Origin of the sequence: Bradyrhizobium sp. SYSU BS000235, from assembly GCF_049747295.1 — a bacterium.
In the GTDB taxonomy this organism is placed as follows: Bacteria; Pseudomonadota; Alphaproteobacteria; order Rhizobiales; family Xanthobacteraceae; genus Afipia.
In genome coordinates, this window is record NZ_JBMHJM010000001.1 from 2,393,483 (window position 1) to 2,408,710 (window position 15,228).

Sequence of the window (15,228 nt, forward strand, 5' to 3'; positions counted from 1 at the left end):
AGCAGTGAAATAAATCTACGCCAATCGTCGGGTCTGTCATCATTCAAAGTCAGCCGGAAACGTTGATTATCTAGTTCCCGGCTGCGAATGCCCCACGGGTACGCGGATCGGGCGCGCCAAGCAAGCCGGTGGGGGTCACCGCGATGGAATTGGCCGAGGTTTGTCCCAAAGGCACCACCACGCGGTGCCCTCTGGCGCGCAATGCAGCAATAGTGTCGTCCGGGATGCCATGCTCGGCACGGACTTCGTCCGGCAGCCATTGATGATGCACACGCGGTGCGGCGACTGCCGCAGCGACATTCATGTCGAAGTCCAGCGTGTTGATGACGACCTGCAGGACCGCCGAGATGATCCGGCTGCCGCCGGGCGAGCCGGTCACCAGCACGACCTTGCCATCCTTGAGCACGATGGTTGGCGTCATGGACGACAAAGGCCGCTTGCCCGGGCCGGGGAGGTTGGCCTCGAACCCGACCAGGCCAAAGGCGTTGGATGCACCCGGGGCCGCGGTGAAGTCGTCCATTTCGTTATTGAGCAGGACACCGGTGCCGTCTGCGACCAGACCGACGCCATAGCTGAAATTGAGGGTGTAGGTGTTACTGACCGCATTGCCGAATTGATCGACGACAGAGAAGTGTGTGGTGTTGGTGCCTTCCCGAGGTGGAACGACAGAGGTCTCGTTCGACGGTGTTGCCTTCGCCATATCGATCGTGGCGCGCTGCCGTGCTGCATAGTCTTTTGAGAGCAGCTGTGAGATCGGTGCATTGACGAAGGCCGGATCGCCGAGATAGCGCGCGCGATCGGCGTAAGCGCGCTTCATCGCTTCGATCATGACATGCAGCGCATCCACAGAGCCTGCGCCCATCTGGTGCAACTTGTATCCCTCGAGAATATTCAACGATTCAATCAGCACGGTGCCGCCGGATGAGGGCAAAGGCATCGAGACGATATCAAAGCCGCGATAGCTGCCGTGCACCGGCTCTCGTATGACGGGTTCATAGCGCTTGAGGTCATCAACCGTCATGATGCCGCCGGCATCGCGAATGCCCGCGACGAGTTTCTCCGCGACGGGACCCTCATAGAATCCGCGGGGTCCTTGCGTGGAAATCGCTTCCAGCGTTGCCGCAAGATCCGTCTGAACGAGCTTGTCGCCTGGCTGCAACGGAGTGCCGTCTGGCCGGGAGAAAATTTTTCGGCTCGATGGCCAGCGATTCAGCCGACCGTACAGCTCCGGCAATGTATCGGCGATGTCATCCGCCACCGTGAAGCCGTTGCGCGCCAAAGCGATGGCCGGCGTGAGCAGGTCCGGAAGCTTGAATTTGCCGGAGCCGTATTTCTCCAACGCAAACGCAAGACCAGCAACAGTGCCGGGAACGCCGATGCCAAGCGCCTGGTCGCGAGATTTTTTTGGATCCGGTTTTCCATCGCTGCCGAGAAACATATCGCGGGTCGCAGCGGCTGGTGCACTCTCGCGGTAATCGATGGCGACGTTTGTGCCGTTCGCCAAGTGAACAATCATGAAGCCGCCGCCGCCGATATTTCCGGCACGTGGATAAGTCACGGCCATCGCAAATCCCGTGGCGACCGCGGCGTCGATCGCGTTGCCGCCGCGCGCCAGAACATCACGGCCGATTTCAGCGGCGATTCGCTCCTGAGCGACGACCATCCCGCTCTTTGCAACAATCGGCTGAAGGGTTCCGAGTGTGGGGTTGGTGTAATACCCGTTACGCGAGTCCTGCCCGAATGCGGGGGAGCACAATCCAATGAGCGTGAGAGCGAATATGTCGCGGCGGGTAAAAAGAGACATGCGGGCTCCAAGACGTGCAATCGCTGAAAAACACGATTAGCAATTGAACCGCGTCACTATATGGTCGCGCGGCGGAAAGAGACATCACGTTCGAGACATGGCAGGGGCTTCAATGACAACCATTTCGGGGCATGACAGTCATGCGGGCCATCCGCCGCGTGAATATCCCCCTCGGTCCGCGGTTGTCGGCTGGATTTTGTTCGACTGGGCGGCGCAACCCTATTTCAGTCTGATTACGACGTTCGTGTTCGCGCCCTATTTCGCGACGCATGTGGCGAATACGCCGGCAGCCGGGCAGGCGATGTGGGGATTTGCGACAGCCGCGGCGGGGCTTGTCATTGCCGTCATGTCACCGGTGCTCGGCGCCATCGCGGATGCCGGTGGGCGGCGCAAGCCGTGGATCGCCGTGTTCGGTAGTTTGCTGGTGATCGGGTCGTCGATCATGTGGATCGGAAAGCCGAATGACCCCGACATCATCATTCCTTTGCTGATCGCATTCGGAATCGCGACGATCGGTGTCGAGTTCGCCACCGTCTTCAACAACGCGATGATGCCGACGCTGGTGCCCCCGGAACGTATTGGGCGCCTCTCAGGCACCGGTTGGGCCACCGGCTACATCGGCGGCATTCTCAGCCTCATTCTCGTTCTCGGCTTTCTTGCAGCCAGTTCGGACACCGGCCGCACGTTGTTCGGCTTCAAGCCGCTGTTTGGTCTGGACCCGGTGATGCATGAAGGCGATCGCATTACCGGTCCGCTCACCGGACTGTGGTTCGCGATCTTTGTCCTTCCGATGTTTTTGTTTACACCGGATCGCGCTGCCAAAAAGCCCGCGCTGGGCGCGGTGCGCGAGGGCCTGCGCGAATTGCGCGAGACATTGGCGACGCTGCCAAGCAAGCCGGTGATGCTGACATTCCTGATCGCTAACATGGTCTACACCGACGCGTTGGTGGCGCTGTTTGCCTTCGGCGGCATTTACGCGGCCGGCACGTTCGGCTGGCAGACCATCCAGATCGGCACGTTCGGAATTCTGCTGGCATTTTCCGGCACGCTTGGGGCGTGGCTCGGCGGCAAGCTCGATGATTACCTCGGGCCGAAGAAAGTCATTGCAGGCAGTATGCTGATCCTGCTGTGCGCGATCATCGCGATCCTGTCGATTGATCGCGATACGTTGTTCTTTGTGATCAAGGTGGCGCCTCCGGTGCCCGGAGGCGGCATGTTCGCGGCGCCTGCGGAAAAGGCCTACCTCGCCCTTGGCGTCCTGATCGGCATGGCAGCGGGCCCGTTGCAGGCGGCATCGCGTACGCTGCTCATCCGTCTCGCACCACCGGACCGCATCACCCAGTACTTCGGCTTGTTTGCGCTGTCCGGCAAAGTTACGTCGTTCATGGCGCCGCTGGCCGTCAGTATTGTGACCGCTGTGACCGCCAGCCAGAAAGCCGGCATGGCCGCATTGGTCGTTTTCTTCTCCGCGGGCTTGATCCTGCTGTCGCGCGTGCGCGCTTAAGCAGGACCATGCCTGCGCGGGGTTTAGTGCTTGAAGTGGCGCGTGCCCGTCAGCACCATGGCGATGCCGTGCTCATCGGCGGCGGCGATCACTTCGTTGTCGCGCATGGAGCCGCCCGGCTGAATCACGGCCGTTGCACCGGCTTCGATCGCCACCAGCAATCCGTCGGCGAACGGGAAGAAAGCGTCTGAGGCGACGACCGATCCCTTGGTCATCGGTGCCGCGAGGCCCAATTCCTTTGCCGCATCTTCCGCCTTGCGCGCAGCAATGCGGGCAGAATCGACACGGCTCATCTGGCCGGCGCCGATGCCGACGGTGGCAAGATCTTTCGCATACACGATGGTGTTCGACTTGACGTGCTTGGCGACGCGGAACGCGAAGCGCAAATCCTGCAGTTCGGCTTCAGACGGCGCGCGTTTGGTCACGACCTTCAGCGCCATGTCATCGACGACGGCGTTGTCGCGGGACTGCACCAGCAATCCGCCGGCGACGGTCTTTGCCGTCAATCCGACAGCACGCGGGTCGGGGAGGCCACCTGCGAGCAGCAGGCGCAAATTTTTTCGCTTGCCGATGATGGCGATGGCTTCGTCCGTGGCGTCGGGCGCGATGATCACTTCAGTGAAGATCCCGGCCACGGCATTCGCGGCGTCGGCATCGAGGGTTCGATTGAATGCGATGATGCCGCCGTAAGCGGATGTTGAATCGCAGGCCAGCGCCTTCCGATAAGCGCTGGCGAGATCTGCACCCTCGGCGACGCCGCAGGGATTTGCATGCTTGACGATGACGCAGGCAGCGGTGCGCTTGGCATCGAACTCGGCGATGCACTCATACGCCGCGTCGGTATCGTTGATGTTGTTGTAGGACAACTCCTTGCCCTGGAGCTGGCGCGCGGTCGCGACGCCGGGCCGGCGCTCGGGGGTTTTGTAGAACGAGGCACTCTGGTGGGGATTTTCGCCGTAGCGCAGCGCCTGGATCAGACGTCCGCCGACGGCGCGGAAATCCGGCGCCTCGATCTTCAGTTGCTTGGCGAACCAGTTGGAGATGGCTGCGTCATAGGCCGCGGTGCGGGCATAAGCCTTGGCCGCGAGGCGTTTGCGCAACGTCAGCGTGGTGGCGCCGTTATTCGCTGCCAGTTCATCGAGCACAGCCTGATAGTCGGAAGCTTCGACGACGACGGCGACATCGCCATGGTTCTTGGCTGCTGCGCGGATCATGGCCGGGCCACCGATATCGATGTTCTCGATGCAGTCGTCTTCGCCGGCGCCTTTGTCCACCGTCGCTTCGAAGGGATAGAGGTTGACCACCAGAAGATCGATCGGTCCGATGCCGTGGTCTTTCATGGCCTTCGCGTGGTCAGGATTATCGCGAATCGCAAGCAGGCCACCATGGACGTTGGGGTGCAGTGTCTTGACCCGCCCGTCCATCATCTCCGGAAAGCCGGTCAATTCCGACACGTCCCGTACCTTCAGCCCGGCATCGGCGATGGCCTTCGATGTGCCGCCTGTCGAGACGAGCTCAATGCCGTGCTGCGAGAGGGCGCGGGCGAAGTCGATCAGTCCGGATTTATCGGAAACGGAAAGCAGGGCGCGCGTGACGCGACGCGGATGGTCAGCCATAGGGAAAAATCCTGGTTCGGTGGATGCCCGCCGGGTAGCACGGTTTTCGGCCCGGCAAAACCATCTATAGCGCCTGAAACAACCAGAATCTGGCAGATCAGAGCGGCAATTCCGGCTCCCGCCGGGCGTCGCGGCGCGCGGTCGTGGTGGCGGCCGAGCTGGACGAACGAACGAAGTTCCAGCGAATGCTGGGCGCGTCCTTTCGGCTCTGGCGGATCACGATCTGGGTGGTCCGGCGGGGACCGTCGGAGCCGGCCAGAAACACGCTGTCCTCAAGCTCGACCTTGTCGTCGAGAGCCTCAAACGTCCAGACGTCGCGGTTGGGCAGCACCAGAATGACGCCGCGGGCATCGCTCAAGCGATTTGCTTTCACGGATGGATGCAAATGAAAGCGCACAACATAATCGTCGGCGCGCCCGCGCGATGAATTTGAGGCGTTGAGCAGGGTATCCTCGCCGTCGAGTCGCGTGCCGTCTTCAGACAGCATCAGCACGCGCTGATGGACCACACCGAATTGTCGCGCGTAGCCATCGTGGGATGTGGTGAGCAGCACGCCGCTATTGGTTGCTTCGCGAAACGCGCCGACGGTCGCCGGCCCGCCGACGATCGGCGCACCTTCCAGCATCCGCTTCATTGCGGGCAGTTTGACGAATTGGCATGACGACGTGTCGTGATAGGTCAACGTTGAGTGTGCCGCGGTGCTGCGCGAGAAAGCCCGCCAGTTGTCGCGTCCGGTCGCCGGGATGCCGCAGTTGACCACGATGCGGCTCGGCCCCGACGAGAGCTCGAACGAAAGGCACCCTGCGTGCGCATCGCGGCTCACGGCTGCCGGGGGCGGTGCGCCCGTATCCATGATGAGGGCCGTCGCGCCGGCCTCGAGACGCTGAAAGCCGCTGTGCGGCATGCTGGCCATCGGGATGCCGTGGGTGTCGTCATAGGCCAGGAGGGTTGCGAGCAGCCCTGACGGCGCGCTGCTCATGCCGTTGAACAGCGCGAAGCTGCCGTCGCCATGCCGGAAGAACCTCAGCATCGGCATCATGCGGTCGATGGCATTGAGAAGCGCCGAGGGCGGCGCCATGTTGCGCGCGGCAAATGTCTGGCGCAGAGGCAACAGGTCAGGCAGCAATTCAATCAGCGCGCCGGGATTGCGCGAAATGTGCCCGCCGTCCGGCAGGATCTGCTTTTGCAGTTCGTCGGACAACCGGCGTGATGCCGTACGGATCTGCTTGCCCTGATTGGCGAGGCACAGTGATGCGTAACACAGTGCGATCAACACCTGCAGGCGCGGCACGCCGTCTGCAATGTCGAGCATCGTGTAGCGCAGATAGCGGATTTCGCGCGTCAGGTTGCGCAGGAACCGGCGATAGAACCGGCTGTCGGCATCGTTCAAAACCAGCGGCGCCTGAGACAGCAGTGAAATCACGCGGCGCGCGACGACGTCCGGGCGCCAGCCGATGCCACGCCTGCGGATCGGCTTCGAGATCCAGTCATCGATCAACGATCGCGCATTGGCGCGCGTGATTGCGGTATCGGCGGCGCGCAAATGGCGCAGCCAGCCAAAACCGAGCAGGTTCGCGTCCCAGTCTTCCGACGGCGGGTCGAGATCGAAGATCGAACGTCCATGGGACGAGACAATCTTTCCGGCGAAGACAAAACGTCCGGCGTAAATCTCGGATGCGCGCGTCGCATCCACGGTGCGCAGATCATTGGGTGCAATCAGCAGCCGGTCGGTCCGGCCGGGCCAGAAGCGTGACAACGCGACAGATTTTCCACTGGCGCTGGCCAGCACTTTGCGTGCCGCACGGCCGAGTACCAGGGATGAAATCCGTCTTCGTTGAGCGACCGACACGTGCGCTGTTTGCCCTAGACCACGATGAGCCGGAGTGGCCCATCCCCCAAATCAATAATCGTGGTTGATTCCCTTCGCGGGAGCATCATACCCGAAATCTGCCCACTCGGTTGAGCATTGCGATTGTTCGAGAATCTCTCCGAATCGTTGTAGTCCGGAATGGACTCGAAGGCACCCCATTGACGCGCCATCAACAGGGGGAATCGTTCCGGATGTGCAGCGAATCACTTCGGGAGGGCGGCAGCCGTCAGGATTTCACCAGGCGTGCCGCGAAGAAGCCGTCGAGACCGCCGAGACGGGGGTCGCTGTGCGGCAGATGCGACGGCAGCGTCCGGATATCCCCATCAGGGGTGAGAATTTCATCGAGGCCGCCGACTTCGCCCGATGTGACAGGCAGACGTCGAACGCCCGATTCTGTCGCAAGGAGAGAGGCAATGGCCTGCTCACCTTCTTCGGGTTCCAGCGAACAGGTGCAGTAAACCAGCGTCCCATTGGGTTTCAGCAGCGTGACAGCTTTTTGCAGAAGCCGCTTCTGCAACGCTGAGAGAGCGCCGATGTCGGTTTCCTGTTTCAGCCATGCGACGTCAGGATGGCGCCGGATGGTCCCGGTGGCGGCGCAGGGCGCGTCAATCAGAATGCCGTCAAACAGTCCTGTCTGCTCGCTCTGCCATTCGGTTGCGTCTGCAACGACTGTTTTCGCATCGAGCCCGAGGCGCGAAAGGTTGTCCTTCAAGCGGGCAACGCGGTTCGGCGAGCGGTCGACAGCGGTCACCGTCGCTCCGGCGTGTATGAGCTGCGCGGTTTTGCCGCCGGGGGCGGCGCAAAGATCGGCGATGGCTTTGCCCGCAACGTCGCCGAACAGGCGCGCCGGAAGAGCGGCGGCGGCGTCCTGAACCCACCATTGACCTTCATCAAATCCGGGCAGCATGGTCACAGACCCATGCAGCAAGGTTCGTACCGTTCCGGTTGCAAGTTCCTCGCCATGCAAACGCGTGGCCCACCCGGCGGGATCGGATTTCACCGTAAGGTCGAGGGCCGGTTCCACGCTGATGGCGGCCGCCATCGCGCGCGCGGTGTCTTCGCCATAGGCCTTGATCCACCGGGCGACCAGCCACGGCGGCAGGTCGAGCATTTCCGATTTGACCTCGTCGATCAGCGGTTGCCCTTCACGGGCGCACCGCCGCAGCACGGCGTTGACGAGACCGGCATACTTCGCTGCGCGTCGATCCGCCTGCACCAGTCGCACCGAGAGATCGACCGCGGCATGATCGGGTACATCCATCCAAAGAATTTGCGCGGCGCCGATCAGCAACGCGCTTTGCGCACGCGGGGCGTCCGTGGGGATGCCGCGGTCAAGCAACCGTGAGAGGATATGGCCAAGGGTGCCGAGCCGCCGCAGGATTGTCGCCACCAGCCGGCGCATCAGGGCGCGGTCGCGGTCCGACAGCGTCTTCAGTCCGGGATGCGCGCCGGCGCCGTCGAGCTGATCGTCGAGCATGCGCCGCTTGTGCAACACGCCATCAAGAATGTCGGCCGCGATCCGGCGCGCTGCGAGGCCGGGCGCCTCGGTCGGCGGAGCGAATCTTGAAGGCTTCATGTGCGGAAAACAGTCTTTGGGTGGAAAGATCGCGACGGACGCCGCAACGAGAACCATGTGGTGGCACGGGAATATGCCAAATGTAAGAATCCTGATTTGCAGCAAGCGACTCGTATCAGAAAGGTCACCGCTGAAACGCTCTTATGCATAAAAGTTTTGGCCGTTTTGTAACGTCCCGAAGTGTCTTGCATTTTCGATAAGTTGCATGCTTTCCACGGGGTTGACCCGGCCTTGATTGGCTGTTCTGCGTGTCTAGCTCTCAGGTGTCAGACAAGCGACAACAGGATGTAACGATGAACGACCAGTCAGCCCATCCACGCAAGCCGTTGCCGCCGGCCGCTCAGCGGGCGTTGGCGGAGGCCGAGGAGCGGAGACAGAAAGCCGCTCAGGAAAAAGCGCCGCCGGCACCGAAGGAAATCCAGGGTCCCAAGGGGCCGGAACCGACGCGATTTGGGGACTGGGAGACCAAGGGGATCGCTTCTGATTTCTGAAGCAAAAAGCCGCCCGAGGGTGGCCTTCGTCGTTCAAGGCAAGATCTTAAAAATCCAAGATCTTAAAAATCAACGGGTCATCACCACCGGCGTGCCGACAGAGACGCGTTCAAACAAGTCGCTGATGTCCTCGTTGTACATGCGAACGCATCCATAGGAGACATAGCCGCCGACTGAATTCGGACGGTTGGTGCCGTGGATTGCGTACTCGCCGCCGGCGAGCGTCATGGCGGCAACGCCCATCGGATTTGCGGGTGTGCCGCCGGCAATCACGTCCGGAATGCTCGGATTATCGCGCTTCACATCGGCGGGCGGCGACCAGGCCGGCTGGCGGTATTTGCCGTCAATGCGCGTGGTTCCGGCCCATTGCTTTCCGGGCTTGCCGACGCCGACCGGATACCGCACCGCGTGTCCGTCGCCGATGACGTAGTACAAACGACGTTCTTTCGTCTTCACGACAATGGTGCCCGGCGCATAGCCAGCAGGTGACGCCACAACATCGGGCCGCGCCTGTGCAGCCGTGCCCATCAAACCGATCGCCATGGTGGCCACCATCGCCACCGTGAATTGACGCAACATTCCAGCCTCCGATGCGTTTCGCACATCCCGGAGGGATGAACGGAACCGTCACTGAATTTCCTGAGCCGCCACTGTGGAGGAAGAGATTCAACAGGCCGGCTTCCCCAGCGCGCGCAAGGCGGCGCCGGGCGCGGGCATACAGAGAAAATTACACGGGCAAAGTAAATGACCGGGAAACAACACCCACCTGCAAATGCCTTTAAACGCAGGCTCGGGTGCTGACATTTGCGTGAACCCGCCTTGGCGGGCTTGGTCAGGTGAGCGTGAACGCCTCATGCACGGCGGACTGCACCGAGCCGCCGGTCACGGCCCCACCCCCCGCGACATAGATCCAGTCGCCGATCGCGGCCGCGCCGACGGCATGACGCGGCGTCAGCATCGGCGCATGACTCTGCCATGTGTCTTTTGAAGGGTCGTAGCTTTCCATTTGCCCGAACACCTTGCCCTGGGTGATCTGACCGTTGCGGACGATCCCGGCTTCGCCGCCCATGGCAAACAGCCTGTCGCGATAGACCACGAGCCCGTGACCGGAGCGCGTGGTCGGCAGTGGAGTGCGGGTTTCCCAGGTGTCGCGGTCGAGCAGATACACGTGATGCAGGTCGGTGTTGTACTCGAAGGTGTTGAAGCGGCCGCCGACGATGTGGATCACGCCGTTATAGGCGACGCAGCCGACATGGTCCCGCGCTCCCGGTAGCGCCTTGAGCGTGGTCCACTTGTCGGCCTGCGGATCATAGACTTCGTGCCAACCGACACTGGCGCGCTCCATGGTGGGCTCCGATGCGCCGCCGATCAGATGAATGCGGCCATTGAGCACGACGGCTGCGCCGGCGCCGCGCGGCCGGGGTAGGGGAGCAATCTTGTCCCATCGGTTGCCGGCGACATCGTAGGCGTAAGCATTGTGATCGGGATTACGGTTCTGTTCGATGAAGCCGCCGAGCGCGTATACGCGGCCATGGTCGGCCGCCACCGCGACATGGTTTGCGCCACGCGGCAATGGGGCGCCATTGAGCCACTGATCCGCGGACGGGTCGTAAATGTGATGATAGGCGCGATCGACCCGCCCTTCACCATAGCCGCCGACGATGTGGATGCGGCCGGCCCACGCGGTGGCCCATGCCATCTCGCTGCGGGGAAGCGGAAGCGCCGCGCGGGTGATCCATTTTCCCGGCGGACCTTGCGGCGCGGGGCTGTCAGTGACGCGCTGGGCTTGTTCGTCCGGGGTGATGTGGTGCGGTGCTCCGCTTCTCAAGTTAGCAAAGGGGTCGGCTGAGGGTGCCGCCTGCGGCAGCGGGGTGTGCTGATGCTGTGCGCGGACAGAGGTGGCGGCAAATGCAAGCGCTGCGCCGGCAACGAACGTTCTGCGATCCATGGCTCTGCTCCGAGGCCTTTACAATTTGATAGTATCACAACCGCATGTGACGGGAGTGCCCGCGCACCCGGCGAAAATTGCCGCATCGGCGATCTGTCTCGCCGGCTTCAATTGATCTCAGCTCAAACGTAAATGGCCGGGACAAGCCCGGCCACGACGCAATCCAGTTATCGGTCATCCAGGACGCTTTAAGCGTTGGCTTTCTTGTTCTGCCGATTGTGAACGAGGTCATCGACCACTGCAGGGTCCGCAAGGGTCGAGGTATCGCCGAGACTTGACGGATCATCTTCCGCGATCTTGCGCAGGATGCGGCGCATGATCTTGCCGGAGCGCGTCTTCGGCAGGCCCGGTGCAAACTGGATCAGATCGGGTGATGCGATCGGGCCGATGTCCTTGCGCACCCACGCCACCAATTCCTTGCGCAGGGTTTCGGTGGGCTCGACACCCTTCATAAGCGTCACATAGGCGTAGATGCCCTGACCCTTGATGTCGTGCGGATAGCCGACAACGGCGGCCTCGGACACGCATTCATGCGCCACCAGCGAGCTTTCAACTTCAGCGGTGCCCATGCGGTGACCGGAGACGTTGATCACGTCGTCAACGCGACCGGTGATCCAGTAGTAGCCGTCGGCATCGCGGCGGCAGCCGTCGCCGGTGAAGTACTTGCCCTTGTAGGTGGAGAAGTAGGTCTGCTCAAAGCGGGCATGATCGCCGTAGACCGTCCGCATCTGTCCCGGCCATGAACGTGCCAGACAGAGATTGCCCTGGGTTTCGCCTTCGAGAACCTTGCCGTCGGCATCCACGATCTCGGGAACGACGCCGAAGAACGGCCGTGTCGCCGAGCCGGGTTTGAGCTTCGTTGCGCCCGGCAGCGGCGTGATCAGAATGCCGCCGGTCTCGGTCTGCCACCACGTGTCGACAATCGGGCAGCGGTTGTCACCCACCACGCGATAATACCATTCCCACGCTTCCGGATTGATCGGCTCGCCCACCGAGCCCAGCAGCCGAAGACTTGCGCGTGATGTCTTCTTCACCGGATCGTCACCCGCCTGCATCAGTGCGCGGATCGCGGTGGGTGCGGTGTAGAACGTGTTGACCTTGTGCTTGTCGATGACCTGCCAGAACCGCGAATTGTCCGGATAGTTCGGCACGCCTTCAAACATCAGCGTGGTCGCGCCGTTGGCGAGGGGTCCGTAAAGAATGTAGCTATGGCCGGTGACCCAGCCGACGTCGGCGGTGCACCAGTAGACATCGCCCTCGTGGTAGTCGAACACGTATTGGTGTGTCATCGACGCAAACACCAGGTAGCCGCCGGTGGTGTGGAGCACGCCTTTCGGCTGACCGGTCGAGCCCGACGTGTAGAGAATGAACAATGGATCTTCCGCGTTCATGTGCTCCACGGGACAATCGGTGGTCACCATGTCGGCGGCTTCGTGATACCAGACGTCGCGAACCGGATTCATGTCGACCTTGCCGCCGGTGCGGCGCACGACGATCACGTGGTCGACGTCGCCGACCTTGGCAATGGCCGCATCCACATTGGCCTTGAGCGGAACCTTCTTGCCGCCACGCAGACCCTCGTCGGCGGTGATGACGACCTTCGATTTGCAGTCGACAATGCGCTGCGCGAGACTGTCGGGAGAGAAGCCGCCGAACACGACCGAATGGATCGCGCCGATGCGTGCGCAGGCGAGCATCGCGTACGCGGCTTCCGGAATCATCGGCATGTAGATGGTGACGCGATCGCCCTTGGCGACATTCCGCAGGCGCAGGATGTTCGCCATCTTGCACACTTCGTCGTGCAGCTCGCGATAGGTGATCTTTTTCGACTCGGACGGATCGTCGCCTTCCCAGATGATCGCGACCTGATCGCCGCGATTTTCCAGGTGGCGATCGATGCAGTTATAGGCCGCGTTCAACACGCCATCTTCGAACCACTTGATGGAGATATTGCCGGGTTCGAAAGAAACATTGTCGACTTTGCTGAAGGGATGAATCCAGTGAACGCGCTTTGCCGCTTCCTCAGCCCAGAAGGCTGTCGGGTCCTTGATCGAGCGTGCATACATCTCGCGATATTTGGCGTCATCGATATAGGCGCGCTTCGCCCATTCCGCGGACACGTCATAAGTTTTATCGGACATGATTTCCTCCCAACGCCGGGCGCGTGAACGCCCACAATCCATCAACTTCTATTTCGCTCTATTATGCTGTCACCGGGTCAAGCGACAAGGCGCCAAATATAGCACTTTGGTCAGGCCATGGGCCTGTCCAAAGGGATACAGACTTGAAGCGTCGCCTTCACAGCGTCCACACCGCAGTTTTCTTGATATCAGCATCCTCGAGGTCTCGGGTCACCGGCACACTGTAGTCGGCAATACGGCGCAATTTGTCGCGGGGCAGGTAACTGCGTCCCGGATCGCCGATCAGCACCGTAGCGCCGTTTGCTGCGTGCCGCTGCAAAAAATCGAATGCGCGCTGCGCGGTGTCGCGCTCGTAGAAAATATCACCCGCAAGGATGATATCCCAGGACTGGAGGCTTTCTCCGAGAAGCAGGTCCTCTTCCGTGACGGATATGTAAACGTGGTTATGTGCAGCATTGAGCTTCGCTGCTGCGCCCGCGAAGGCATCGATATCCGCAACGGTCACCGCCGCGGCGCCAGCTTTCATGGCAGCAATGCCGACGAGGCCCGATCCGCTGGCGAGGTCGAGGACGATCTTGCCTTGAACGATCGCCGGATGATCCAGAATATGCCTGGCGAGCGCCTGGCCGCCGGCCCAGGCGAATGCCCAGAACGGTGGCGGCAGTCCAGCCTCACCGATTTCTTCCTCCGTCTTGTGCCACAGCGGCACGGCTTCATCCGCCACGTAGAGCAAAATTTCAGGAGTCAGCGGGACAGGCCGAAGCCGAGTGTTGGCGCGGATAAATGCGTCTTTGTCGGTGATGGTGTGGGAGAGCGGTTTGCTGTGCTCCACAATGCGCCTCGACGGTGCTTTAGTTGATGCTGATTAAAGCCCGCCCATCTTGCAGACAAGCTTCCATTCTTCCGGCTTGACGCTCTGGACCGACAAACGTGAGAGCTTGAGCAACTCCATCTCCGCAAGCTTCGTCTCGGCCTTGGCGGCGACAAGCGTAACAGGGGTCTTCAGCGGCTTGTCGGCGGCGATGTCGACGCAGACGAACTTACCTGTCTCGTCGGTCGGATCGGGATAATGCTCGCGGACGATCTCCACGATGCCGACGATCTCCTTGCCTTCGTTGGAATGATAGAAGAAGGCGCGATCGCCTTTCTTCATCTTCATCATGTTCAGCTTTGCGGTGTGATTGCGCACGCCGGTCCAGGCTTCGCCCTTCTTGCCCTTCGCGACCTGCTGATCCCACGACCAGACCGAAGGTTCGGATTTCACCAGCCAATATGCCATCACTCTGTCGTCCTTATCCTTCAGCCTTGAACGGCCGTGTCAGCAGCATCTCGATTGCTTCGTTGATCGTCAGTGCGCCACTCAGCACCGCCGCCACGGCGCTGGCGATCGGCATCTCGACATTCTTCTGGCGCGCCAGTTCAACAAGCACCGGCGCGGTGAACTCACCTTCAGCCAGCTTGCCGCGCGGCGGAGCCTCACCACGCCCAAGCGCGATGCCGTAGGAAAAATTGCGCGATTGCGGGCTCGAGCAGGACAGAAGCAGGTCGCCCAATCCCGAGAGCCCCGAAATCGTCTCGGGCCGAGCGCCGCAAGCACGTCCCAGGCGCACCAATTCAGCAAACCCGCGCGTCGTCAGTGCCGCCTGCGCCGAGGCGCCGAGTTGTTTGCCCACCACGATGCCGGCTGCAATCGCCAGCACATTCTTCGCGGCGCCGCCGATCTCGACGCCGCGCACATCCGTGCTGTGGTAGGGGCGAAACGTATCGGAGCCGAGCGCGTGCACGAGCGCGGTGGCAATGGTTTCATCGCTGGCAGCGAGCGTGACGGCGGTCGGCAGCCCGCGCGCGACATCGACGTCAAAACTCGGCCCGGACAGGATTGCTGGGACAGCCTGCGGCAAAACCTTCGCAATGATCTCCGTCATGAATTGATGCGTGCCGCGTTCGATGCCTTTGGCACAAACAATGGCCGGAATGTCTTTCGCAAGATAAGGCGCGAGCGATGTCGCGGCTTCACGCAAGCTCTGCGCCGGTGTGACGAGCAAGAGCGCATCGGCCCCGGCGGCTTGCTTCAGATCGCTCGTCACCGTAACGGATGCGGTGAGCCGGATATTCGGGAGCCGTGGATTTTCCCGCGTGCGTGAAATTGCCTCGGTTGCAGCAGGATCACGTGCGTAAAGCGTGACGTTGCGTCCGGCGCGGGCCGCAGCGTTCGCCAGCGCTGTGCCCCAGGCGCCAGCGCCGATCACCGAAATGTTTTGATAAGAAGGCATGGCGA

Annotated in this window: 12 protein-coding genes; 2 read left to right on the forward strand and 10 right to left on the reverse strand. The window is 61.7% G+C overall.

The genetic code is table 11. From position 1 onward, the window contains the following. Window positions 1–70 precede the first annotated feature (70 nt). Window positions 71–1,804 (reverse strand): gamma-glutamyltransferase, encoded by a 1,734-nt coding sequence (ggt, locus tag ACP0KA_RS11160; protein ID WP_424628851.1) that lies wholly within the window; start codon window positions 1,802–1,804, stop codon window positions 71–73. Window positions 1,805–1,916: 112 nt separating this feature from the next. Here ggt and ACP0KA_RS11165 point away from each other — a divergent pair, with 112 nt between their 5' ends. Continuing rightward, entirely contained in the window at window positions 1,917–3,308 is a 1,392-nt protein-coding gene (locus ACP0KA_RS11165; protein ID WP_424628852.1) for an MFS transporter, read from the forward strand. 23 nt (window positions 3,309–3,331) lie between these two features. Here ACP0KA_RS11165 and purH read toward each other — a convergent pair whose 3' ends face one another. The 3 genes from purH to ACP0KA_RS11180 all read right to left on the reverse strand — a co-directional run bounded on the left by purH (window position 3,332) and on the right by ACP0KA_RS11180 (window position 8,370). After that, window positions 3,332–4,924 carry a bifunctional phosphoribosylaminoimidazolecarboxamide formyltransferase/IMP cyclohydrolase gene (purH, locus tag ACP0KA_RS11170; protein ID WP_424628853.1) on the reverse strand — a complete coding sequence of 531 codons (1,593 nt, stop codon included), beginning with the start codon at window positions 4,922–4,924 and terminating at the stop codon, window positions 3,332–3,334. Between the two features lie 97 nt (window positions 4,925–5,021). Then, window positions 5,022–6,773: a heparinase II/III family protein gene (locus tag ACP0KA_RS11175; RefSeq protein WP_424628854.1), complete on the reverse strand. Its 1,752-nt coding sequence runs from the start codon at window positions 6,771–6,773 to the stop codon at window positions 5,022–5,024. A 247-nt stretch (window positions 6,774–7,020) separates the two neighbouring features. Further along, entirely contained in the window at window positions 7,021–8,370 is a 1,350-nt protein-coding gene (locus tag ACP0KA_RS11180) for an RsmB/NOP family class I SAM-dependent RNA methyltransferase (RefSeq protein WP_424628855.1), read from the reverse strand. Between the two features lie 293 nt (window positions 8,371–8,663). Between ACP0KA_RS11180 and ACP0KA_RS11185 the strand changes: the two genes are divergently transcribed. Then, entirely contained in the window at window positions 8,664–8,861 is a 198-nt protein-coding gene (locus ACP0KA_RS11185) for a DUF1674 domain-containing protein (protein ID WP_424628856.1), read from the forward strand. A 69-nt stretch (window positions 8,862–8,930) separates the two neighbouring features. On the opposite strand, the gene ACP0KA_RS11190 is transcribed toward ACP0KA_RS11185, so the two are convergent. The 6 genes from ACP0KA_RS11190 to ACP0KA_RS11215 form a co-directional block, all read right to left on the reverse strand. Then, on the reverse strand, window positions 8,931–9,440 hold the full coding sequence (locus ACP0KA_RS11190) for a L,D-transpeptidase (RefSeq protein ID WP_424628857.1): 510 nt from the start codon (window positions 9,438–9,440) through the stop codon (window positions 8,931–8,933). Between the two features lie 253 nt (window positions 9,441–9,693). Beyond that, window positions 9,694–10,809, reverse strand: a complete 1,116-nt coding sequence (locus tag ACP0KA_RS11195) for a Kelch repeat-containing protein (protein ID WP_424628858.1) — start codon at window positions 10,807–10,809, stop codon at window positions 9,694–9,696. 188 nt (window positions 10,810–10,997) lie between these two features. Beyond that, complete coding sequence (acs, locus tag ACP0KA_RS11200; RefSeq protein WP_424628859.1) at window positions 10,998–12,950, reverse strand: acetate--CoA ligase; 1,953 nt, start codon at window positions 12,948–12,950, stop codon at window positions 10,998–11,000. A gap of 157 nt (window positions 12,951–13,107) precedes the next feature. Further along, a complete protein-coding gene (locus tag ACP0KA_RS11205; RefSeq protein WP_424628860.1) occupies window positions 13,108–13,782 on the reverse strand; it encodes a class I SAM-dependent methyltransferase in 675 nt (224 codons plus the stop codon). 33 nt (window positions 13,783–13,815) lie between these two features. Next, window positions 13,816–14,229 (reverse strand): EVE domain-containing protein, encoded by a 414-nt coding sequence (locus tag ACP0KA_RS11210; protein ID WP_424628861.1) that lies wholly within the window; start codon window positions 14,227–14,229, stop codon window positions 13,816–13,818. A gap of 13 nt (window positions 14,230–14,242) precedes the next feature. Further along, complete coding sequence (locus tag ACP0KA_RS11215; protein WP_424628862.1) at window positions 14,243–15,223, reverse strand: NAD(P)H-dependent glycerol-3-phosphate dehydrogenase; 981 nt, start codon at window positions 15,221–15,223, stop codon at window positions 14,243–14,245. Window positions 15,224–15,228 lie beyond the last annotated feature (5 nt).

Bases quoted from the DNA above. Each gene is read 5' to 3' on its own strand.
- ggt (WP_424628851.1), bottom strand. From the start codon at position 1,804: ATGTCTCTTTTTACCCGCCGCGACATATTCGCTCTCACGCTCATTGGA.
- ACP0KA_RS11165 (WP_424628852.1), top strand. From the start codon at position 1,917: ATGACAACCATTTCGGGGCATGACAGTCATGCGGGCCATCCGCCGCGT.
- purH (WP_424628853.1), bottom strand. From the start codon at position 4,924: ATGGCTGACCATCCGCGTCGCGTCACGCGCGCCCTGCTTTCCGTTTCC.
- ACP0KA_RS11180 (WP_424628855.1), bottom strand. From the start codon at position 8,370: ATGAAGCCTTCAAGATTCGCTCCGCCGACCGAGGCGCCCGGCCTCGCA.
- ACP0KA_RS11185 (WP_424628856.1), top strand. From the start codon at position 8,664: ATGAACGACCAGTCAGCCCATCCACGCAAGCCGTTGCCGCCGGCCGCT.
- ACP0KA_RS11190 (WP_424628857.1), bottom strand. From the start codon at position 9,440: ATGTTGCGTCAATTCACGGTGGCGATGGTGGCCACCATGGCGATCGGT.
- ACP0KA_RS11195 (WP_424628858.1), bottom strand. From the start codon at position 10,809: ATGGATCGCAGAACGTTCGTTGCCGGCGCAGCGCTTGCATTTGCCGCC.
- acs (WP_424628859.1), bottom strand. From the start codon at position 12,950: ATGTCCGATAAAACTTATGACGTGTCCGCGGAATGGGCGAAGCGCGCC.
- ACP0KA_RS11210 (WP_424628861.1), bottom strand. From the start codon at position 14,229: ATGGCATATTGGCTGGTGAAATCCGAACCTTCGGTCTGGTCGTGGGAT.
- ACP0KA_RS11215 (WP_424628862.1), bottom strand. From the start codon at position 15,223: ATGCCTTCTTATCAAAACATTTCGGTGATCGGCGCTGGCGCCTGGGGC.